21 protein-coding genes are annotated in these 21617 nt (G+C 67.3%); 13 read left to right on the top strand and 8 right to left on the bottom strand.

The annotated features are described in order from the left end of the window. Positions 1-16 precede the first annotated feature (16 nt). On the bottom strand, positions 17-970 hold the full coding sequence (locus AC3B5T_RS05455) for an oxygenase MpaB family protein (RefSeq protein ID WP_488358386.1): 954 nt from the start codon (positions 968-970) through the stop codon (positions 17-19). Between the two features lie 81 nt (positions 971-1051). On the opposite strand from AC3B5T_RS05455, the gene AC3B5T_RS05450 reads away from it, so the two are divergent. The 5 genes from AC3B5T_RS05450 to AC3B5T_RS05430 all read left to right on the top strand — a co-directional run bounded on the left by AC3B5T_RS05450 (position 1052) and on the right by AC3B5T_RS05430 (position 5647). Continuing rightward, a complete protein-coding gene (locus tag AC3B5T_RS05450) occupies positions 1052-1753 on the top strand; it encodes a TetR/AcrR family transcriptional regulator (protein ID WP_488358385.1) in 702 nt (233 codons plus the stop codon). 28 nt (positions 1754-1781) lie between these two features. Further along, a complete protein-coding gene (locus AC3B5T_RS05445) occupies positions 1782-2429 on the top strand; it encodes a TetR/AcrR family transcriptional regulator (protein WP_010843115.1) in 648 nt (215 codons plus the stop codon). A gap of 165 nt (positions 2430-2594) precedes the next feature. After that, the gene (locus tag AC3B5T_RS05440) at positions 2595-3827 is read left to right on the top strand and encodes an acyl-CoA dehydrogenase family protein (protein ID WP_488358384.1); all 1233 of its coding nucleotides are present in this window, start codon (positions 2595-2597) and stop codon (positions 3825-3827) included. After that, complete coding sequence (locus AC3B5T_RS05435; RefSeq protein WP_488358383.1) at positions 3824-4840, top strand: phosphotransferase family protein; 1017 nt, start codon at positions 3824-3826, stop codon at positions 4838-4840. The genes AC3B5T_RS05440 and AC3B5T_RS05435 overlap by 4 nt, the downstream gene beginning before the upstream one ends. A gap of 60 nt (positions 4841-4900) precedes the next feature. Further along, positions 4901-5647: an SDR family NAD(P)-dependent oxidoreductase gene (locus tag AC3B5T_RS05430; RefSeq protein WP_014928466.1), complete on the top strand. Its 747-nt coding sequence runs from the start codon at positions 4901-4903 to the stop codon at positions 5645-5647. Between the two features lie 27 nt (positions 5648-5674). Here the strand turns inward: AC3B5T_RS05430 and AC3B5T_RS05425 are convergent, their stop codons facing one another. Next, positions 5675-6385, bottom strand: a complete 711-nt coding sequence (locus AC3B5T_RS05425; RefSeq protein WP_014928465.1) for a histidine phosphatase family protein — start codon at positions 6383-6385, stop codon at positions 5675-5677. A gap of 84 nt (positions 6386-6469) precedes the next feature. Here AC3B5T_RS05425 and AC3B5T_RS05420 point away from each other — a divergent pair, with 84 nt between their 5' ends. Then, the gene (locus AC3B5T_RS05420; RefSeq protein WP_014928464.1) at positions 6470-6886 is read left to right on the top strand and encodes a VOC family protein; all 417 of its coding nucleotides are present in this window, start codon (positions 6470-6472) and stop codon (positions 6884-6886) included. 26 nt (positions 6887-6912) lie between these two features. Here AC3B5T_RS05420 and AC3B5T_RS05415 read toward each other — a convergent pair whose 3' ends face one another. Further along, a complete protein-coding gene (locus tag AC3B5T_RS05415; RefSeq protein WP_014928463.1) occupies positions 6913-7989 on the bottom strand; it encodes a sigma-70 family RNA polymerase sigma factor in 1077 nt (358 codons plus the stop codon). A 678-nt stretch (positions 7990-8667) separates the two neighbouring features. Between AC3B5T_RS05415 and AC3B5T_RS05410 the strand changes: the two genes are divergently transcribed. Further along, complete coding sequence (locus tag AC3B5T_RS05410) at positions 8668-9831, top strand: ROK family transcriptional regulator (RefSeq protein WP_488358750.1); 1164 nt, start codon at positions 8668-8670, stop codon at positions 9829-9831. Positions 9832-9867: 36 nt separating this feature from the next. Here AC3B5T_RS05410 and AC3B5T_RS05405 read toward each other — a convergent pair whose 3' ends face one another. Further along, positions 9868-10713, bottom strand: a complete 846-nt coding sequence (locus tag AC3B5T_RS05405) for an ABC transporter permease (protein WP_055476393.1) — start codon at positions 10711-10713, stop codon at positions 9868-9870. Beyond that, on the bottom strand, positions 10713-11747 hold the full coding sequence (locus AC3B5T_RS05400) for an ATP-binding cassette domain-containing protein (protein WP_010843106.1): 1035 nt from the start codon (positions 11745-11747) through the stop codon (positions 10713-10715). Before AC3B5T_RS05400 ends, AC3B5T_RS05405 begins: the two co-directional genes overlap by 1 nt. 281 nt (positions 11748-12028) lie before the next feature. On the opposite strand from AC3B5T_RS05400, the gene AC3B5T_RS05395 reads away from it, so the two are divergent. From AC3B5T_RS05395 to AC3B5T_RS05380, 4 genes are read left to right on the top strand one after another with little or no spacing between them, the layout of a single operon-like run. Beyond that, positions 12029-12430, top strand: coding sequence for a TOBE domain-containing protein (locus AC3B5T_RS05395; protein ID WP_055476392.1), 402 nt, complete (start codon positions 12029-12031; stop codon positions 12428-12430). Beyond that, complete coding sequence (gene modA / locus AC3B5T_RS05390) at positions 12427-13191, top strand: molybdate ABC transporter substrate-binding protein (protein WP_488358382.1); 765 nt, start codon at positions 12427-12429, stop codon at positions 13189-13191. The genes AC3B5T_RS05395 and modA overlap by 4 nt, the downstream gene beginning before the upstream one ends. Positions 13192-13244: 53 nt before the next feature. Further along, positions 13245-14012, top strand: a complete 768-nt coding sequence (locus AC3B5T_RS05385; protein ID WP_055476429.1) for an ABC transporter permease — start codon at positions 13245-13247, stop codon at positions 14010-14012. Further along, entirely contained in the window at positions 14009-15103 is a 1095-nt protein-coding gene (locus AC3B5T_RS05380) for a sulfate/molybdate ABC transporter ATP-binding protein (protein ID WP_055476390.1), read from the top strand. Before AC3B5T_RS05385 ends, AC3B5T_RS05380 begins: the two co-directional genes overlap by 4 nt. 10 nt (positions 15104-15113) lie before the next feature. Here AC3B5T_RS05380 and AC3B5T_RS05375 read toward each other — a convergent pair whose 3' ends face one another. From AC3B5T_RS05375 to AC3B5T_RS05365, 3 genes are all read right to left on the bottom strand, one after another. Beyond that, positions 15114-16037 (bottom strand): adenylate/guanylate cyclase domain-containing protein, encoded by a 924-nt coding sequence (locus AC3B5T_RS05375; protein ID WP_055476389.1) that lies wholly within the window; start codon positions 16035-16037, stop codon positions 15114-15116. 92 nt (positions 16038-16129) lie between these two features. Further along, positions 16130-16762: a TetR/AcrR family transcriptional regulator gene (locus tag AC3B5T_RS05370; RefSeq protein WP_055476388.1), complete on the bottom strand. Its 633-nt coding sequence runs from the start codon at positions 16760-16762 to the stop codon at positions 16130-16132. A gap of 85 nt (positions 16763-16847) precedes the next feature. Continuing rightward, a complete protein-coding gene (locus AC3B5T_RS05365; protein ID WP_055476428.1) occupies positions 16848-18020 on the bottom strand; it encodes a TetR/AcrR family transcriptional regulator in 1173 nt (390 codons plus the stop codon). A 129-nt stretch (positions 18021-18149) separates the two neighbouring features. On the opposite strand from AC3B5T_RS05365, the gene AC3B5T_RS05360 reads away from it, so the two are divergent. Further along, positions 18150-19361, top strand: coding sequence for an acetyl-CoA C-acetyltransferase (locus tag AC3B5T_RS05360; protein ID WP_004018964.1), 1212 nt, complete (start codon positions 18150-18152; stop codon positions 19359-19361). 46 nt (positions 19362-19407) lie between these two features. Then, on the top strand, positions 19408-21609 hold the full coding sequence (locus AC3B5T_RS05355) for a 3-hydroxyacyl-CoA dehydrogenase NAD-binding domain-containing protein (RefSeq protein ID WP_055476387.1): 2202 nt from the start codon (positions 19408-19410) through the stop codon (positions 21607-21609). The last annotated feature ends 8 nt before the right edge of the window (positions 21610-21617 follow it).

Here is a 21617-nt window from a genome sequence, read left to right as displayed (position 1 = left end):
GACGAGCCTCGAAGGGTCAGACCAGCGGGCGACCGGTACGCATGCGCCACCGCACGTCGGCGAGCAGGACGTTGAACGGGAAGGCGCGTACCGGCCGCGGGGCCCGCGTGACGATCGCCCGCAGGACCGCGTTGTGCTTGTCGAAGTAGAACTCCTGCCACGGCGAGAGCTGGACGCGCATCTTGCGGCGGAAGTTCTCGGGCAGGAAACCGATGGCCATGATCTGGAAATGCCAGCCGAACAGTCGCGAGATCACGGGACCGAGGAATTCGGCGCGGGCGATCGACATCAGGTACTCGCGGATGGTGTCGTCGATCTCGAGGGTCTCGACCGTGTCGTTCCAGTAGGTCTCGAAGTCCTCGCGCGTGGCGGGCCACATCTCGCGGGGGACCTGGAGTGTCGTGCCGAGGACCGCGCCGGCCTGGTAGCGCTCGTCGGTCACCTCGGTGATCCCGCCGAAGATGCGATGGACGTCCTCGGTGCCGCGATAGAGACAGGCCGCGACCCACAGCTGCAGCTTCGGGTCGAAGGCGTTGTACTTCACCGGGCTGTCGGCGGTCGAACGGACCTGCGCGTGAGCCTTGCCGACCGCCTTGCGATAGGCCTTGCGGTCGTTGGCGCTTCCGAGCCCGGCGACGGCGAGGTAGCTCAGCGTGGTGCGGCCGCGCTTCATCGGGTGTTTGAACAAGTTCCCCGAGTCCACGCGGCTCTCGTACACGCCATAGCCGACCGCGGGGAGACTGAGCTGCATGATCACGTTCGCGGCGCCGGCGAGCACGCCGATGCCGAGCGGGTCGAGATGGCTGGTGGGGAGAGCGTCGAGCTCCGCTCGGGACGTCCGGGCGGTGGAGGGGAGGAACTCGGTGTCCGGTCGCTCCGCGGCGAGGAACTCTTCGACCTCGACGGTCACGTCCGTTGACGCCTGTGGTGACAGGGCCGAACTTCCACTGGTGATAGGCTCCGTTGCCATCGAGCACCCCTCCCAAATCTGGAAACGTCTGTTTCCCGTTTTATGACACACCTAACTTACCGGGGTGTCAAGATAGGAATCATGGGACGAGCACCATCGACTCCGGACAGCCGATCCGCTGCGGCGTCGGACTCGACCGGAACGCTGCGGGCCTACGGCGGTGAAGGCGGCGACACCCGGGTCGCGCGGCGTCGGTCGGCGCTGATCGACGCCGGTCTCGACCTGCTCGGAGCCGATGACGTCGGGGCGGTGACGGTGCGCGGCGTATGCCGGCGTGCCGGACTCACCGCCCGCTATTTCTACGAGAGCTTCGAGTCGGTCGATCAGCTCGTCGGCGTCATGTACGACGAGGTCATCGAGGAGATCGCGCAGGCCAGTCTCGCCGCGTTCTCCGAGGGTGCGAGCATGCGAGCGAAGGTCGCCGGCGCGGTGACGGCGATCGTCGACGTCATCGACGCGGACCGCCGCAAGGGCCGGCTACTCTTCTCGCAGGCATTGCTGAGCCCCGTCATCGCCGCCAAGCGGATGGAGTCGACCGCGCTGTTCGCGGGCCTCACCCTGCAGAGCACATCGGCCATCCTCGACGTCCACGTGGGACCCGCGGCGGCGGTCGGCGTCGCGCACTATCAGGTCGGCGGACTCAGCCGGCTGCTCGCGGCGTGGCTCGAGGGTGACGTCGACCTGGACAAGGCCGAGGTGGTGGATCTGAGCATCTCGTTGCTGGTCTCACCCGCCGAGATGCTGGAGAAGAGTCTGTCGCGCCGCACCGGCGATGCGGAGTAGTTCTGCGCGGCGGGATATGTTTGATGCCATGAGTGGCGGACCCGGCGAAGCAGACATCCGTCCGGCAACGCAACAACTGGACGGCTGGCGCGACTACGGCGAGCCCGAACTCCCGGTTCCGTTGGCGGCGGCGCTGGCCGCTTTCGCCGAGCAGGGCTACCACGGCACCTCGGTTCGGGAGATCGCCGCGCGCGCCAATCTGTCGGTGCCGGGCCTCTACCACCACTACCCGTCGAAGCAGTCGTTGCTGCAGGGCCTGCTCGAGCGGACCATGACCGATCTGCTGGCGCGCTCGGAAGCCGCGATCCTCGAGGCCGGACCCGAACCGATCCGGCAGTTCGACGCCGTCGTCGAGTCGCTCCTCCGATTCCACATGTATCGACGGGAACAGGCGTTCGTCGGTTCCACCGAGATCCGCAGCCTCGACGACACCTACCGGCCCACCTACATCGGGCATCGGGACCGGCAGCAGCGGATGGTCGACGAGATCGTGTTCGCCGGCGTCGAGGCGGGCGAATTCACCACCGAGTACCCGAAAGACGCGGCGCGGGCCGTGGCCACCATGTGCGTCGGGGTGTCCACCTGGTTCAAGCTCGACGGCCTGCTGGGCCCGGATGAGCTCATCGCGCGCAATCTGCAGCTGGCCCGCGCGCTGGTCGGCTACCGGGTGGACTGAGGGCCTGGGCCGACTCCATCGTCGGTTGAGCTTGACCAGGCGGGTGTGGCCTGGCAAGGTATGGGACGCCGAGCGAGCGATCGGTCGGCGATCGGGGAACTCACCAGCGCCGGGAGCGAAGCGAGCGGGCTGAACCGATACCGGCCCATGCGTTAAGGAGTCACCATGCCCATAGATCTTCGTCACGACGACGATGTGCTCGATGTGGTCGCGAAGACCGAGACCTTTGTCCGCGACTACGTCCTGCCGATCGAGGACGAGGCGGTGGGCGACATCACGGCCGCTGGTGGTGACGACATCCGCCGCGAGATGAATGCGAAGGCCAAGGAGGCCGGGATCTTCGGACCCCACGCACCGGTCGAGTTCGGCGGACTGGGTCTCAACATGTGCGACCGCGCTCCGGTGTTCGAGGCGGCGGGCTACTCGACGTTCGGTCCGATCGCGCTGCACATCGGCGCTCCCGACGAGGGCAACGTGCACATGCTCGCCCACATCGCGAGCGAGGAGCAGCGGCAGAAGTACCTCGCTCCGCTCGCGGCGGGTGACGTCCGTTCGGCCTTCGCGATGACCGAACCCGCACCCGGTGCCGGCTCGGATCCCAGCGCACTGCGCACGGAGGCTGTTCGGGTCGACGGTGGCTGGAAGATCAACGGCGACAAGCACTTCATCACCGGAGCCGATGGTGCCGGGTTCTTCATCATCATGGCGCGGACCTCGGGGGCGCCCGGTGACCGCGGCGGGGCCACGATGTTCCTCGCGCCCGCCGACACCCCCGGGTTGTCCGTCGGTCGTCACATCAACACCATCGACAAGGCGATGATCGGTGGTCACTGTGAGGTGGCCTTCACCGATGTCTTCGTTCCCGACGAGGACATCCTCGGCGAGGTGAACGAGGGCTACCGCTACGCGCAGGTCCGGCTCGGACCCGCCCGCATGACCCATGTGATGCGATGGCTCGGTTCGGCAAAGCGCTGCCAGGACGTCGCCGTCGACTATGTCTCGCGCCGTGAGGGATTCGGCGGACGCCTCGGAGACCTGGGCATGATCCAGCAGCTCGTCGCCGACAACGAGATCGATCTGGCGGCCACCCGTGCGTTGCTGCTGAAGGCCTGTCACGAGCTCGATCTGGGCAACCACGCCTCCGACGAGACGTCCATCGCCAAGACCTTTGCGGCCGAGGCGTATTCGCGTATCGCCGACCGGAGCATCCAGATGTGCGGAGGCCTCGGCGTATCCGCCGATCTGCCGCTGGCCCGCCTGTCGCAGGAACTCCGGCCGTTCCGTATCTACGACGGCCCGTCCGAGGTCCACCGGTGGGCGATCGCCCGTCGCGCCGTGGGGCGCGCGAAGAAGGCCCAGCAGGCGCTCGAGGCCAAGGCATCGGCGGGTGCCCGATGACCGCCGTGGATGCCGCGCTGGACCGGGACCGCCTGCGCCGGTTGCTGATCGACAACGGTGTCGAACCCGCCGGTGAACTCGCGATCGATCTCATCAGCGGCGGCAAGTCCAATCTCACCTACACCGTCACCGACGGGGTCACCACCTGGGTGGCGCGCCGGCCGCCGACCGGTGGACTCACCCCGTCCGCTCACGACATGGGCCGCGAGTGGGCGGTCACCAGCGCGCTGCAGTCGACGTCGGTCCCGGTCGCGCGAACCGTCGCCTTCGATGCCGACGGTTCGACCATCGGCGCACCGTGCACCGTCGTGGAATTCGTGGACGGCCGAGTCGTCCGGACCGCCGCCGATCTGGACGCGTACTCCGATGACGAGGTCGCACGCAATCTCGACGCCCTCGTGCAGACCCTCGCCGACCTGCACGCCGTGGATTATCGCGAGGTCGGACTCGGCGAATTCGGTCGCCCAGCCGGCTTCGCCGCGCGTCAGGTGAAACTGTGGGCGCGACAGTGGGGGCACGTGAAGACGCGCGAGCTACCCGATGTCGAGCGGCTCGTCGACGCGCTGGCCGCACGCGTCCCGGCGCAGGCGCGAGAGTCGGTGGTGCACGGTGACTTCCGCGTCGACAACACCATCATCGACGCCGACGATCCGGCGCGGATCGCGGCGGTCGTCGACTGGGAGATGTCCACCCTCGGTGACCCGCTGACCGACGTCGCACTGATGTGTGTGTACCGCACCGGCGCCTTCGATCAGGTCCTCGGGTTCTCCGCGGCCTGGACCAGCGATCGGTACGCATCGGTCGACGAGATCGCGCAGAAGTACTCCACCGCAACGGGGTCCGATCTCGGCGACTGGGACTTCTATCTCGGGCTGGCCAACCTGAAACTGGGCGTGATCGCCGAGGGGATCACCTACCGCGCGCTCTCGGGCGCGTCGTCGGGCGACGGTGCCGAGAAGGCGGCCGAGGCCACGGCGACGTTCATCGCCGAGGGATTGCGCCACATCGGCTGATCGAAGCCGTGATGTCAGAACACACCGCGCGGGTTCGCGCGCAGTCGAGGGAGTAATTGCATGAGTGAGACGAGCAAGAACCGTTCCGCGTTGGTGACCGGCGCGTCACGGGGGATCGGTGCGGCCATCGCCGACCGGTTCGCCGCCGACGGCTGGGACCTCACCATCAGTGCCCGCGGGCGAGAGGCGCTGGAGAAGAAGGCCGCCGAGCTTCTCGAGCGGGGTGCCGGGCGGGTGGAGGTCGTGCCCGCGGACATGACCGATGCCGATGCGATCAGCGCGCTCGGTACCGCGCATGCGGAGGCGTTCGGACGGTTCGACGCGTTGATCATCAACGCCGGCATGGGCTCGAAGGGCATGATCGCCGACCTCCCGGTCAAGCGCTTCGACCGCCTCTACCAGGTCAACGTTCGTGCCCCCTATGTTCTGCTGCAGTCGGCGTTGCCGGCACTGCGGGCGACCGCAGAGGCGCATGGATCAGCGAAAGTGATTGCCGTGGCGTCGATCACGGGTGTGTACCCGGAGCCGGAGCTGTCCGCCTACGGTGCCACCAAGGCCGCACTCATCTCGCTGTGCGAGACCTTCAACCTCGAGGAATCACGCAGCGGGGTCAGCGCCACGACGATCGCACCCGGGTATGTCAACACCGACATGACCGACTGGCTGAAGGATCGCATTCCCGCCGACGAGATGATCACGGCCGACGACATCGCGGTGGTCGCTCACTCGATCACGCAACTGTCGCGGTTCGCGGTGCTCCCGAACGTCGTCATCACCCGGCCGGGGGAGAACCTGCACCGGGCGTAGGGTTCTGGCTCTGCTCTCGTACCTGCCTCAGCGGAAGGTGGCGATTCCGCCTTCGCGGTCCGACAGGTGACCGTGCTCGTTGAACGAGACCACCGAGACGCCGCTCCGGCCGACGATGAGCTTGCTGATCGAAGCGTTGACCATGGTGCGAGCCATCGCGGGCCAGGTGTCGTCCGGGATGCCCCACAACTGGGCGATCCACTGGGTGATGGTGCCGGCCGAGGAGACGACGAGCACGGTCTGACCCGAGCCGGCGAGTTCGGTCGCGCGGGCGGCCGCGTCGGAGACGCGTGCCTTGAACTGGGGGTAGCTCTCGGCCGGGCCGCCGTCGAGGCCGGGGGCCGCGTCATGCTCGCCGGCCGCGATCCAGGCCGCGAGTCCCTTGTCGAGTTGTTCCTGATAGCTGCGGCCGTCGCGGTACATCTCCGGCGTCGCCTCGCCGACGAGCGCGGGCAACGAGTACTCGTTCCAGCCCGGGTCGACGTGGGGGCGGGGCCGGTCGGTGGCGAACGCTCCGAGCACTCCGTCCAGCGTCTGCTGCTGACGGGGCAGGTCGCCACTGGCCGCGGCGGTGAAGGTGTCGATCTGCCCGGCGAGGAAGCCCCCGGACAGGGCGGCCTGCGTCGCCCCGGCGGTGGTGAGACCGCCGGGCCCGTTGCTCAGGTCGTCAGTGGCGTCGGCGATGCCGTAGGCCAATGCGTTCGCCTGACCATGACGAACCAGATAGATCACACCCATGCCTGCACCCTATGTCGGCTTCGATGAGTTCGGGGCGCCGGGCCGGTCAGTACCACTGACCCCCGACATGTCTGGAGTGCGCCCGTGACGCCGATGCTGTTCGTCAACCTGCCCGTCGTGGACGTCGCGCGGTCGCGTCGGTTCTTCGGCACACTCGGGTTCCGTTTCGATGAGATCTTCTGCGACGCCGGCAGTGCCTGCATGATGATCAACGACTCCGCGATGGTCGTGCTCATGCAGCACCGACGATTCGCGGGATACGCGGCCGGAACGGTCGCCGATCCGTCGCGCGGTCGCGAATCATTGCTCGCGATCTCCGCGAACAGCCGCGCACATGCGGACCGACTCGCCGACGCCGCGCTCGGGTGCGGCGGCAGTGAACTCCGCGCGGCGGAGGATCTCGGGTTCATGTACTGCCGCAGCTTCTGCGACCCGGATGGTCATGCCTGGGAGATCGTCTGGATGGACCCGTCGCAGATCCCGCAGACCCCCGACGACTGACCGGGGGACCGGGGAGGAGCGGGGGATCAGTGCCAGGGACTCGCCGCGGAGCGCGCCGGTGCGTCGTACGGGGTCGCCGGAAGCCCGAAGCGTGCGAACTCCGCCTCCAGGTCGTCGCTGAAGAAGGCGACGACATGGCTGACCTTCCCGGCCGTTGCGTCGATCTCGAGCACCTGTAGCTGGAACGGTCGGTGGACACCGTCGGGTTCGCGCATGTACAGCCCGTATGCAGGCTGTCCGTTTGCGGTGGTGGGCAGCATGATCTGATCGCCTGGCTTCTCGGCCGGGCAATTGTGGCGGATGAGGGTTCCGATGTTCTCGGCGCCCTGGTACCAACCGGTGAACGGCGGCATCTCCCAGATGGCTTTGTCGGTGAACAACTCGACCATGGCGTCGACGTCGTAGCGTTCGAAGGCCGACACGTAGCGGGCCAGCAGCTCACGTTTCGCGTTGTCGTCGAGCGTCGTCGCGGCTGCCTCGCCGACCGAGTCCTGTTGCGGCCGAGCGGTCTTGACCTGCTCGCGGGCCCGCTGCAGGAGACTGTTCACGGTGGCGGTGGTGACGCCGATGGTGTCGGCGACCTCGGCGGCGCGCCACTGCAGCACGTCGCGCAGGATGAGGACCGCGCGCTGCCTCTCGGGCAGATGCTGCAGAGCGGCGATGAACGCCAACCGAACCGATTCGCGGGCGCCGACCACGTATGCGGGGTCCGCATCGTCGCCGGGCGCGATCTCGTCGGCGGTGCCGGAATACGGCTCGAGCCAGGGCACCTCGTGGTTCTGCAACAGGTCGTCGGTCGGGTCGAAGGCGTCGCCACCGAGACCGGAGGGGAGGGGTCTGCGCTGGGAACTCTGCAGCGCCGTCAGACAGGTGTTGGTCGCGATCTTGTGCAGCCAGGTACGCACGGATGCCCGGTGGTCGAACTTCGCGTAGCCACGCCATGCCCGCAGGAAGGTCTCCTGGGCGAGATCCTCGGCGTCGTGATGGGACCCCGTCATCCGGTAGCAGTGCGCGATGATCTCACGGCGGAAAGGCTCGCTGACGTCGAGGAACTCGGCGTCGGTCACGGCGCTGGACTCAGCCGCTGGGCTCGTTGTGGTCATGCTCACAATCTACCGGGGTGCACCGACAGCCTCGACTCGAGTGGCCAAGCCGACCACGGTCCGCTTCGCCCTCGGTCCGCAGGTCGGGACGCCGGCCGCCGGGCGAGTTCGGATCAGGGTGAGTGCAACCCCTGTCTGCGGGTGGCCGCGAGCCTATTCTCGCCGGTGGACGCGTGTGCCGCCGGTCCCCGACGCCGTCGAACGGGGGCCACACGGGCTTGCCGGTGCGGGGTCGCGTTGCTAGCTTGATCCGCATGACAAGTGCCGACCACAAGCTCACGGAGGTCACCTATGTGACCACCGCACTGGGCTGTCGTCTGCCGCTTGCACGCGTTCTCTGTTGTTGTCGTCGAATGCGCTGACCGACCCCCGCCGAGTCAATCTCCTCCCCGGGGCGTCGTTTCTCGAGTCTCTTCTCAGAGCACCAGCTTCCGGCTTCCGCCCCGCGATCCGCGGGGTCTTTCGACGAGGACGATCATGACCACCACACTGCCCGAACTCTCCACCCGTACCCTGCGCAACGCCCCCGCCTCTCCTGTCCGGCGTCAACCGGTCACCCGCACGGTGCGTCGTGCTCCGCAGGGCACTCGCCAGCCCGTACCGTTGACTTCCGTACCGTCGACTCGGACCCCGGGTCCGGTCGTCGACCGTCGCGGACCAGTGAAGGGGGACCAGCGGGTGCACGTCGCAACGCCGCGCCTGGAGTTGTCGACCAAACCCGCGGCACTCGTCCTGAGGGCTGCTCGACTGTCAGGACCGCTGTTCCGCGACGACGCGGCCGAGCGCACCGGGCTCAGCATCTCCACGGTCAACCGCCAGGTCAGCGCGCTGCTGAAGGCGGGACTGATCCGTGAGCGGGCCGACCTCGCGCCCTCGGGCGCCATCGGACGTCCGCGGCTGCCGTTCGAGGTCAACATCTCCGAGTTCCTGACCCTCGGCATCCACATCGGTTACAAGGTCACCGCGATCACCACGCACGACCTGCTGCATCGCGTCGTGGGCGCCATCCAGATCCCGACTCCGCACGCGGACACACCGGAAGAAGCGCTCACCGCGATCGGTGTCAGCGCACGGCGTTTCGCCGAGCGGTGGACGGGCCGGCGGGTGCTGTGGGTGGGCGTCGCGCTCGGTGGGCGCGTGACCGACGGCGGTGTCGTCGACCATCCCCGGCTCGGCTGGGAGGGTGCGTCGGTCGGCCGGACGATCGCCGAGGCCGTCGGACTGCCGGTGTCGGTGGCATCCCACGTCGAGGCCATGGCGGCCGCCGAACTCGTGCTCAACCCCGACGACCAGCAGTCGAGCTTCCTCTACTTCTACGCGCGCGAGATGCTCGGCATCGCGTTCAGTGTCGGCGGGACGGTGCACACGCCGACCGCGGGCCCGCCGGTGATCGGGCACTTCCCGACGGGTTCGACCACTCTTCTGGACCCGAACCGGACCGGTCGCCTCGAACCCGCGGTGAGCGACACCGGCGTCGTGGAAGCGGCTCGGGCGCTTGGCCTCTCGGTGACCGATGTCGAGGATGTCCATGCTCTCGCCCGCAGCGGTGACGTGACGGCCCGCCGTCTGCTCGAAGAGCGGGCGGAGGTGCTCGGACGCACGGTCGGGCTCATCGCCGACATCTTCAATCCGGACCACATCATCCTGGGCGGTCAGGCCTTCACCGACTATGCGGCCGGCCTGCCCACGGTGGCTCGCGCCGTGCGGGACACCTCGATCGTGCCCAAACGCGATGTGCGCGTCTCCCATTCGGGTGCAACCGTGCAGCAGCAGGCAGCGGGCGCCGTCTCACTCGACGCCATATACAGCGACCCGCTGCAGGCGATCACATTGACTGCCTGAGCGGGTCGCGTCGACGAACCTCGGTCGGGTGGTGGTCTAGTCCGAGGTTCGCTTGTTGTAGGCGCGCAGCGCGAACGGGGCGAAGACGAGCGTCAGCGCGACCGTCCAGATCAAGGTGGCGAGGACCGGATACTGCATGGGCAGAGCCGCATCCGATCCGAAAGCCGGTCCGTTGCCCCACAGCACACGCAACGCCTGCACCAGAGACGACATCGGATTCCATTCGGCGATCGTCTGCAGCCAGGTGGGCATCGGTTCGGTCGGGACGAACGCGTTGGACAGGAACGTGATCGGGAACAGGACCGAGAACATGAAGCCGTTGACGGCCTCGACCGTCCGCAGCCACGAACCGATCAGGATGCCGAACCAGATCATCGCGAAGCCGAAGAGCAGGAGCAGCGCGAAGGCGAGGACCGCCTCACCGAACGAACCCCGGATCCGCCAGCCGATGGCCAGGCCGGTCACCGCCATCACGACGATGCCGATCGAACTGTGGAGCAGACTGGCGATACTGCGTCCGATCAACACCGACGACCGCTGGATGGGCAGCGACCGGAATCGGTCGATGATGCCTTTCTCGAGATCGGCCGTGATGCCGGTGGAGACGATGAACGCGGTGAACACGATCGTCTGGCCCATGATGCCCGGGAGCAGGAACTCCTTGTAGGAGGCCGAGTCGGTCTGGATCGACGCGCCGAACACGTACGCGAACAGCAGCACGAACATGATCGGCTGAATGGTGACGTCGGAGAGCATCTCCGGCATCCGCTTGGTGTGGATCATGTTCCGCTTGACCATGATCCAGGCCTGTTGCCAGATCGTGGTCGGGTGGACCCGCGGCTTGTCCGCGACCACCGCGTGGGTGTGTGCCGTGGTGGTCATCAGGAACGCTCCTCGTCGGTGGTGTTGTCGGTGTCCTCGGCATTGCTGGACTCCTCGGCGCGGTGGCCGGTGAGGGAGAGGAAGACGTCGTCGAGGCTCGGACGGGAGAGCCCGAAGTCGTCGACGGCGATGCCGCTCTCGTCGAACCAGGCGGCGACCCGCGGAAGGTCGCCCAGGCCGCCGGCGGCGGTCGTCAGCCGGCGGGCCGCCACGTCGACGAACACCTCCGCACCGTTCTTGCGGAGCAGGGCCTCCGCGGCGGGCAGGTCGGCTGCGTGCGAGACGGTCAGCACCAGGCTGGCCGAACCGGCCTGTTCCTTGAGCTGCAGTGAGGTGCCGTGCGCGATGATCCTGCCCTTGTCGATGACGACGATGTCGTCGGCGAGCTGGTCGGCCTCCTCGAGATACTGCGTGGTGAGCAGCAACGTGGTCCCGTCGGCGACGAGCTCGCGCAGGACCTCCCAGAGTTCGGAACGGCTGCGCGGGTCGAGGCCGGTGGTCGGCTCATCGAGGAACAGCACCGGGGGCGTGGCCAGCAGACTGACCGCGAGGTCGAGTCGGCGACGCATGCCGCCGGAGTACGACTTGACCTGTTTGTCACCGGCCTCGGCGAGGGAGAACTGTTCGAGGAGTTCTTCCGATCGGCGAGTCAGGGTCTTGCGTCCGATGCCGTAGAGGCCACCGATCATTCGCAGGTTCTCGCGGCCGGTCAGGATCTCGTCGACCGTGGCCGCCTGTCCGGTGAGGCCCATGTTCTGGCGGACCATCCCGGGTTGCTCGCGGACGTCGTAGCCGGCGATGCGCGCGGTTCCGCTCGTGGGTGGTGAGAGGGTGGTCATCATGCGGACGGTGGTGGTCTTGCCCGCGCCGTTGGGGCCGAGCAGTCCGAGTACCGAGCCCCGCGGCACGGTGAAACTGACGCCGTCGACCGCGGTGAAATCGCCGAAGCGTTTCACGAGGTCGATGGCCTCGATGGCGACGTCGGACGTCGCGACTTCTCCCGGCGCGGTGGCGGGAACTGTGATTGAGCTCATGATTCTCCACGGTATCTATGGGGTGTGACAGCCGCGACTGAATTTCGTGGCGTCCGGGTGACGTCGGGGAACAATTCAGGGCACCTTCGGGGTGTGGTGATCTTCTTCGAGAGGTCAGACCGTCCGCCCGCAGCGAATTCATCGGTTCTTCGACGACGAATCCGACGGCCGGATCGCATTCGAGCGTAGAACCTCAAGTTCACTTGAGGTCAGCACTTCCAGAGTCCGATGATGCGGAGATACTGAGCGTTTATCGCCGCGTATGCGGGTAGGGTGTCGCGGTGACTGCTATTCGAATCAAAGACGCCGCCGTGCTGCTCGGCGTCAGTGACGACACGGTTCGGCGGTGGGTCGCCACCGGCGTCCTCGAACCCTCCGATGACGGACCGGTCGCCTCCGTCGACGGGGCACGACTCGCCGCCCTCGCCCGCGAGCGTGCGGTGGCACCGGACGACGGCGCGTCGGTGGGGCGTTCGGCGCGCAATCGGTTCACCGGTCTCGTCACCGACGTCCGCACGGATGCGGTCATGGCTCAGGTGACCCTGCAGTGCGGGCCCTTCGAGGTGACGTCGCTGATGAGTGCGGACGCGGTCCGTGAACTCGACCTGCGACCGGGCGTCGTGGCCACTGCCGTCGTCAAGGCGACGACCGTGATCGTCGAGACCAACCGGGAGAACGGATGAGGAGGTGTGCCGTCGCGGTCGCTGCCGCCGGGTTGCTGCTCACGGCTGGTTGTTCCGCCTCCGGCGGGGTGGGTGCCGGCTCCGGCGACTCCGCTGCAACGACTCTCGACGTCTCGGCCGCGGCGTCGCTGAAGAAGACGTTCACCGCGATCGCCGACGAGTTCGAGGAGCAGCACGACGGTGTCACGGTGCGGCTGTCGTTCGACGGCTCGTCGACCCTGGCCAACCAGATCCGGCAAGGTGCGCCCGCCGACGTGTTCGCCAGTGCCGACGAGAAGAACATGGACAAACTCGGTGACCTCGCCATCGCCCCCGAGGTCTTCGCCACGAACACACTCGTGATCGTCACGGCGCCCGGCAATCCCCGCGGCATCAGATCCTTCGCCGATCTGAACAAACCCGACGTGACGACCGTCGTCTGCCAGTCGGCCCAGCCGTGCGGGGCGGCAACCGAGACCGTCGAACGCAACACCGGGATCACCGTCGACGCCGCCTCGGAGGAACAGTCGGTGAGTGCCGTGCTGACGAAGGTGACGACCGGGCAGGCGGACGCGGGCGTGGTGTACGTGACCGATGCGCGCGGCGCCGGTGACAAGGTGGCCACCGTGACCGACCCCGCCTTCGCGGCAGTGGTCAACTCGTATCCGATCGCGACTCTCACCGGCGCCGGGGACGTCGAACTCGGCACGCGGTTCGTCGAGCTCGTCCTGGGCGTGGACGGTCAGCGCATTCTGCGCGATGACGGTTTCGGCGCGCCGTGACCGTCCGTTCGTCGCTCCGGTCACGACGAGACCCCGCGGGTCTGCCCGGTTGGATGTACGGTCCGGCACTGATCGGCGTCGGGCTGATCGTCCTGCCTCCTGTGGCGCTGGTCCTCCGGGCGCCGTGGGGCACCTTCGTCGAGCAGATCTCGTCGTCCTCGTCGCTCGATGCGTTGCGACTGTCGCTGATCACCGCCACGTGCAGCACCGTCATCTGCCTGGTGGTCGGGGTGCCGATGGCGCTGATCTTCGCGCGACACGACGGTCCGCTCATCCGGGTGCTCCGCGCGCTCGTGCTGCTGCCCTTGGTGTTACCGCCGGTGGTCGGCGGGCTCGCACTGCTGTACACCTTCGGCCGGCTCGGGATCGTCGGCGGCCATCTGCACGCGGCCGGTGTCGACATCGCCTTCACGACAACGGCGGTCGTGCTCGCGCAGAGCTTCGTGGCGCTGCCGTTCCTCGTGATCAGCGTGGAAGGTGCGGTGCGTGTCGTCGGCACGCGATATGAGGAGGTCGCCGCGACCCTGGGTGCCGGCCCGACCCGCACGCTGTGGCGGGTGACGCTGCCGTTGGTCATGCCCTCGCTCGTCGCGGGCCTGGTGCTCTCTTTCGCGCGGGCGCTGGGGGAGTTCGGTGCGACGATCACGTTCGCCGGGAACGCGCCCGGGGTGACCCAGACCGCGCCGCTGGCGATCTACGTGTCGGCCATCGACGACCCGCAGGCGGCGATCCCGTTGTCGCTCATCCTCGTCGCCGTGTCGCTGGTCGTCGTCGTGGGAGTGCACAGTCGCCGGCGTCGTGGTTGGGCGGGTGCGGTGTGAACGACGATCTGCTGGTGTCCATCGACAACGCGGTGCCGTTCCTGCAGATCGCGCATCGGTTCGCCGCCGGTGGCACGACTGCCGTCGTCGGGCCCAACGGTGCCGGCAAATCGACGATGCTGCGAACGATCTCCGGATTGCTGCGTCCGGACGAGCCCAGTCGGATCATGCTCGGCGAGACAGTGTTCCGTGATCGTCGACGATCGGTGCCGCCGCATCGTCGCGGGGTCGCACTGCTCTCGCAGGACGCGCGTCTGTTCCCGCACCTGACCGTTGCGGAGAACGTCGCCTTCGCGCCGTCGGCGCAGCGGTTGTCGAGGGAGGAGGTCGGTGCGCGTGTGGATCGATGGCTCGGTGCCGCCGAGGTCGCCGATCTGGCCGACCGTGAACCACACCAGCTCTCCGGCGGACAGGCCCAGCGGGTCGCGATCGCCCGTGCGCTCGCCGCAGAGCCGCGAATCCTGTTGTTGGACGAACCCTTCCGCGCCTTGGACGTCGACGTCGCGAGCCGGTTGCGGACCTTGTTGCGGAACCTGCTGGCCGACCGGGGTCGGATCACCGTGATGGTGACCCACGATCCGGTGGACGCTCTCGGGCTCGCCGACGAGATCATCGTCCTCGACTCCGGTCGCATCGTCGAAACCGGCGCCACACGTGACGTTCTCACCCGTCCGTCCAGTCGGTTCGCGGCGTCGCTGTCAGGCCTCAATCTCTTCGTCGGCAGCATGGCCGGTCCCGACACCGTCGTCGACGCCGACGGCCACCGAGTGGTCGGCTCGGTGGGGGACGGTCCTGCGGATGTGCCCGCTCCCGGCGCACCCGTCGCGGCCACGTTCTCGCCGCGGGCTGTCGCGGTCTACCTCGACGCCCCGCACGGCAGTCCACGCACCGTCCTGCCCGCGACGGTCCGAGACGTCGTGCCCCGCGGGGATCACGCCGTCATCAGTACCGACGTCGGCGGCCAGATCGTCGCCGCCGAGGTCACCTGGGCGGCGATAGCGGACCTCGGTCTCGCCGCCGGTCTCGCCGTGCACCTCGTCATCAAGGCGAGCGAGGTGCGGATCAGCGCGGTCGGTCCGGGCTCGAGTTGATGGCGGTGGGTCAGTCGTTGAGCGGGCCGTCGCGGTGCGGCTCGAGAACGCGTGCCTTGAGGTGCTTGTATCCGCGAACACGGAGCGTCGGAATCGATTTGAGGAAGAATCGGTCGTCGTCTCGCAGTGCATCGGCGATCGTGTCGTCGACGAGGGTGGTTCCCGGCCTTGCCGAACTGGTGAGACGGGAGGCGATGTTGACCGGTTCCCCGAAGACGTCGCCGAGTCGGGTGAGCACCGCGCCGCGTGCCATGCCCAGACGTAGCGGAGGGAGGTTGTCGTGGTCGGACAACTGATGGATCACGAGGGCGGCGCTTGCTGCCGCCCCCGCATCGTCGAAGGTGAACATCACGGCATCACCGAGCGTTTTCACCACGCGGCCACCGTGATCGACGACCACATCGAAGGTGTCGTCCTCGAACGAGCCGAGGAGGGTTTCCAGGTCGTTCAGGTCGATACGACGGGAAAGGCTTGTGTAACCGACGATGTCGGCGAAACCGACGATGAGGTCGATCTCCTCGTCGGCGGAGTGGTCGGCGTGCCGCTCGATGGCCTGGGCCATGTGCCGACGCCAGATGAGCTGCTGGATCTGACCGAGGGCGACGCTCATCTGCTCCATGTCCCACGGGACAGCCGGATCGTCGGCGATGTCGCGGAGAAGGTCGGCCTGCCACTCGGCCAACCGCGCCATGGTCTGGCCGATGGCCCGTGCCATCGCGATCTGCGTGGTCTCCGGCATCGCCGACGACGAGCTGGCGAAGACCTTCAGAGCTGTGACGTCGCGGTCGGAGAAGACCTTGTCCGACGAGGGGCGTCGGACGAATCCGAAGGCATTCCAGGCTTTCTCGGCGAACTCCGGTGACAATCCGAGTTCGGCGACCAATTCGTCGCGTGTGTGACGAGGTTGATCCCGATCAACCGACTCTTCGTGCATTCGACTTGCGTCCCCTCACCGGCGTCGGCTCAGCATACCGGCATCCGGACGTGGTCGGTGCCACTCAGAGAAGCGCAACGGGCGGCGACATGTCAGGGTGACGGCGCGGTCACCATCCGGAGTGCCGTGTCGGACACGGGGCGGATGAGGTCGTCGAGTGTCAGCGCGCCGCCGGGGCGATACCAACGCCACACGCTCGCGAGGGCACCGAGTAGGAGACGGGAATGGACACCTGGGTCTCCTTGCACGAAGTACCCCTCGTCCATTCCGCGTCGGAGCAGTTCGGTCCACTCGTTCTCGATCTCGGCGACCAGTTCTCGCGATCGGAGGCGCTCGGCCTCCTCCTTGTCCGACTGGCGCGGCGCGCTCAGGATGTGCATGTGACTCTGCAGAATTCGACGTTGTAAAGCGTCAGTCGGTCCACCGCGGAGGTGGGCATCGATCGCCGAGCGGGCGGCCTCGGCGGGATTCGGTATCCCGGTGACACCCGTGTGGAAACGCTCGAGCGAGTCGGTGAGCTCGAGGCGCATGATCGTCAGCAGACAGTGTGCCTTGGACTCGAAGTAGTGGTACAGCGCCGTCTGGCCTATGCCGACCTCGCTTGCGACAGAAGCCCACTTGGTGGTCTCGTAGCCGTCGCGTCCGAATCGTTCGATCGCGACGGTGAGGATTCGCGTGCGCTTGGAACGGGGGCCGTCCTCGTGTACTTCTGCAACCACCGGCACGTCTCCCCTCGTTTCGACGGAGGATATACGTCGACCGAGCTGAGTTCGAGTGCCCCTTCGCTGCACAGTCCCCGGTCTGCGCGGATCAGAGCGCGAGTACGCCTTTCATGAGATAGGCCATTCGGGCGGCGAACTGCGGACTGTCCGAGCCGCGCCGCATGCGCACGGCGTCGTTGACGATCGAGAGCGCGGCGTGCACGGCGACCGCGCCCTGATCGCGCTTGATCTCCGGGTCGACCTGCATGAGCAGATCCACCCAGCGCGCCACGTAGCGTCGCTGGACATCGACGAGGTCGGTGGCGCTGGCCTGGCCGGCGAGTGCGGGGGAGTTGTTGAAGCTCACCGACAGATCCGGAGTGCTGGTGATGGTCTCGACGTAGGAATCGACCAGACCGGCAAGGAGTTTCGCGGGATCAGAGGTCGCGCCGTACACGGCCATCACCCCGGCCTCCAGTCGTGCCCCGCTGCGCTGACCGATGGCGACGAGGATGGCGAGCTTCGACGGGAAGTGTTTGTAGACACTGGGGCCGGCGATGCCGACGGCGCCGCCGATCTCGTCGACGCCGACGTCGGTGTACCCGCGGTCGGCGAAGAGCTCGGCCGCCGCGTCGAGGATCTCGTCGCGACGCGAGCCCGGCACCGAGGTGACCGTCGGCGAGGTCGCGAACGGTGGAGCCGCAGCGGGGCTCAGGGCGAGGATCCGACGGATGAGCTTCTCGATCTCGTCACGCGCACGCGCCCCGGACATGCGCGTGTGGTGCACGGTGAGGCTGCCGCTGACGCTCAGGATCGCCCACGCCAGCTGCACGGCCTCGCGCTCGGAAAGATCCGTGCGCCGGGCGGCGAGCGCGGTCGCCCAGTGACCGATCACCTCGCGGGTGCGGATCGCCACCTGCTTGTTCTGCTCGGTGGTCAGGTAGTTGCTGGTCCACCGCCACAGCGACGCCGCCTGCGGGCGCTGCACGGCCAGGTCGCAGACCGTCGAGATCAGCGAGCTCGTGTCCCCGCTGCCGGTGAGGGCCCGATCCGTACAGGACTCGAGGTCGTCGACGCCGGCCAGGACCGCGGCGGCGAGCAGGGACTGCTTGTCATCGAAGTGCCGATACACCGACGGCGCGGTGACGCCTGCCGAGCGCGCGATGTCGGCGAGCGACACCTGCGCGTACCCACGCTGCAGGAAGAGCGCGGCCGCGGAGTCGACGAGTTGTCGCTTGCGGTCGGCGCCCCGGGTGCGAGAGGTGGGTTTGCGGTCAGGCATGGTGAACAGACCATAGCGCACATTCGACAGAACACCAGACCTCTTGACCACCGGGTATAGCCAAATAAGTTATTCCGCGTTAGCCTCGGTGGGTAACCAACCAGTGGTTCGTGTGAAAGGAACACTTTCGTGCCTGATCAAGCATTCATCTACGAGGCGATCCGTACGCCTCGTGGCAAGCAGCGCGGCGGCTCGCTGCACAGCGTGAAGCCGGTCGACCTGGTCTCCGGTCTCATCAACGAGGTCCTGTCGCGTCACGGCGGCCTCGATCCGGCAGACGTCAACGACGTCATCCTCGGTGTCGTCTCCCCGGTCGGCGAGCAGGGTGCGGTCATCTCGCGCACCGCCGCCCTCAACAGCGGCCTCCCGGAGACCGTCCCCGGCACCCAGATCAACCGCTTCTGCGCCTCCGGCCTGGAAGCCACCAACCTCGCCGCGGCCAAGGTCGCGTCCGGCTTCGACGACCTGGTTCTCGCCGGTGGCGTCGAGTCGATGTCGCGCGTCCCGATGGGCAGCGACGGCGGTGCACTCTTCACCGACCCGGCCACCGCATACGACCACTACATCGTCCCGCAGGGCATCGGTGCCGACCTGATCGCCACCATCGAGGGCTTCTCGCGCGAGGACGTCGACGCCTACGCCGCCGAGTCGCAGGCTCGCGCCGAAAAGGCATGGAACAGCGGCTACTTCACCAAGTCCGTGGTTCCGGTCAAGGACATCAACGGCGTCACGATCCTCGATCACGACGAGCACCGTCGCCCGGGTTCGACCGTCGAGAGCCTCGGCAAGCTGAAGGCCGCCTTCGCCGCCCTCGCCGACATGGCCGGCTTCGACGACGTCGCCCTGCAGAAGTACCCGAGCGTCGAGAAGATCAACCACGTCCACACCGGTGGCAACAGCTCCGGCATCGTCGACGGTTCGGGCCTCGTGCTCATCGGCAGCGAAGAGGCAGGCAAGCGCAACGGCCTCACCCCGCGTGCCCGCGTCGTCTCCTTCGCCGAGATCGGCAGCGAGCCCACCATCATGCTCACCGGCCCCACCCCGGCCACCGAGCTGGCCCTGAAGAAGGCCGGCCTGACCGTCGACGACATCGACGTGTTCGAGCTGAACGAGGCCTTCGCCTCGGTCGTCATGAAGTGGATGAAGGATCTGAAGATCCCGCACGAGAAGGTCAACGTGAACGGCGGCGCGATCGCCATGGGTCACCCGCTCGGTGCCACCGGCGCCATGATCTACGGCACCTGCCTCGACGAGCTCGAGCGCACCGGCGGCCGCTACGGCCTGATCACCCTCTGTATCGGTGGCGGCATGGGCGTCGCGACCATCATCGAGCGTCTCTGACTCTCCCGGCCCTGCCACTTCACGAGAAAGAACTCTGCGAATCACCATGAGTGACAACATGATCAACTGGGAGAAAGACGCCGACGGCGTCGTCATCCTGACCATGGACGACCCCAACCAGGGCGCCAACACGATGAACGCGCTCTATCAGGAGTCGATGGCGGCGACGGTCGATCGCCTGGAGGCCGAGAAGGACGACATCACCGGTGTCGTGCTCACCTCGGCGAAGAAGACCTTCTTCGCCGGCGGCGACCTCAAGGACATGACCAGCGATCGCAGCGGTGTCTCCAAGGAGGAGCTCGCCACGCAGATCACCGAGTCGACCAACGGCATGAAGAAGGTGCTGCGTCGTCTCGAGACCCTGGGCAAGCCGGTCGTCGCCGCCATCAACGGTGCCGCCCTCGGCGGTGGCCTGGAGATCGCGCTGCACACCCACTACCGCATCGCCGCGGACGTCAAGGGTGTCCAGATCGGTCTGCCCGAGGCCACCCTCGGCCTGCTGCCCGGTGGCGGTGGCGTCGTCCGTACCGTCCGTTTGCTCGGTATCCAGAACGCCCTCATGGGTGTCCTGCTCCAGGGTCAGCGCTTCAACCCGACCAAGGCCAAGGAGACCGGCCTGGTCAACGAGGTCGTCGGCTCCATCGAGGAACTGATCCCCGCCGCCAAGGCATGGATCAAGGAGAACCCCGAGGCCCAGCAGCCGTTCGACGTCAAGGGCTACAAGATCCCGGGCGGTGCCCCCACCAACCCGGCGTTCGCCGCCAACCTCCCGGCCCTGCCGGCGCTGCTGCGCAAGCAGATCAAGGGCGCCAACATGCCGGCTCCGCGTGCCATCCTGGCCGCTGCCGTCGAGGGCGCGTACGTCGACGTCGACACCGCCGACATCATCGAGACCCGCTACTTCGTCTCGCTGGTCACCGGCCAGGTCGCGCAGAACATGATCAAGGCGTTCTTCTTCGACCTGCAGCACATCAACGGCGGCGGCTCGCGCCCCGAGGGTTACGACAAGTTCACCGCCAAGAAGGTCGGCGTCATCGGCGCCGGAATGATGGGCGCGGCAATCGCTTACGTGTCGGCGAAGGCCGGCATCGAGGTGGTCCTCAAGGACATCGACCTCGATGCTGCCAAGCGCGGTAAGGGCTACTCGGAGAAGCTCGAGGAGAAGGCTCTCGCCAAGGGCAAGACCACGCAGGAGAAGAGCGACGCTCTGCTCGCCCGCATCCACCCGACCGTCGACGCCGCCGACTTCAAGGGCGTCGACCTCGTCATCGAGGCCGCCTTCGAGTCGGTCGAGGTCAAGCACAAGGTGTTCCAGGAGATCGAGGACATCGTCGAGCCCGACGCCGTCCTGGGCTCCAACACCTCGACCCTGCCGATCACCATCCTCGCCGAGGGCGTGAAGCGGTCCGAGGACTTCATCGGAATCCACTTCTTCTCGCCGGTCGACAAGATGCCGCTGGTGGAGATCATCAAGGGTGAGAAGACCTCGGATGCGGTGCTGGCCAAGGTCATCGACTACACGCTGCAGATCCGCAAGACGCCGATCGTGGTCAACGACAGCCGCGGCTTCTTCACCAGCCGTGTCATCGGCACCTTCATCAACGAGGCCGTCGCCGCCGTCGGCGAGGGCGTCGAACCGGCGTTCATCGAGCATGCGGGCACCCAGGCCGGTTACCCGGCCGCGCCGCTGCAGCTCATGGACGAGCTGACCCTGACCCTGCCGCAGAAGATCCGCAAGGAGACCGAGGCAGCGCTCAAGGCCGAGGGCAAGGAAGTTCCGCAGCACGGCTCGAACGCCGTCGTCGACTGGATGGTCGAGAACGGCCGCACCGCCCGCAAGGACGGCAAGGGCTTCTACGACTACGACGAGAACGGCAAGCGCACTCAGCTCTGGCCGGGCCTGCGCGACCACTTCAAGTCGGGCACCACGGAGATCCCGCTCGAGGACATGAAGGAGCGCATGCTCTTCGCCGAGGCCCTCGAGACCGTCAAGTGCTTCGACGAAGGTGTCCTGACCTCCGTGCCGGACGCCAACATCGGTTCGATCTTCGGTATCGGCTTCCCCGCGTGGACCGGTGGTGTCATCCAGTACATCAACGGTTACGAGGGTGGCGTGCCCGGCTTCGTCGCGCGTGCCAAGGACCTCGCCGGCAAGTACGGCAAGCACTTCGAGCCGCCCGCCTCGCTGGTCGAGAAGGCCGAGCAGGGTGTCACCAAGCTGACCGACGAGAACCTCGCTGCGAAGTAGGGTTTTCG

It is taken from the genome of Gordonia sp. G4 (assembly GCF_057770005.1).
The sequence above is the reverse complement of the archived record's forward strand: the minus strand, read 5'-3'. Positions and strand labels throughout refer to the sequence as shown.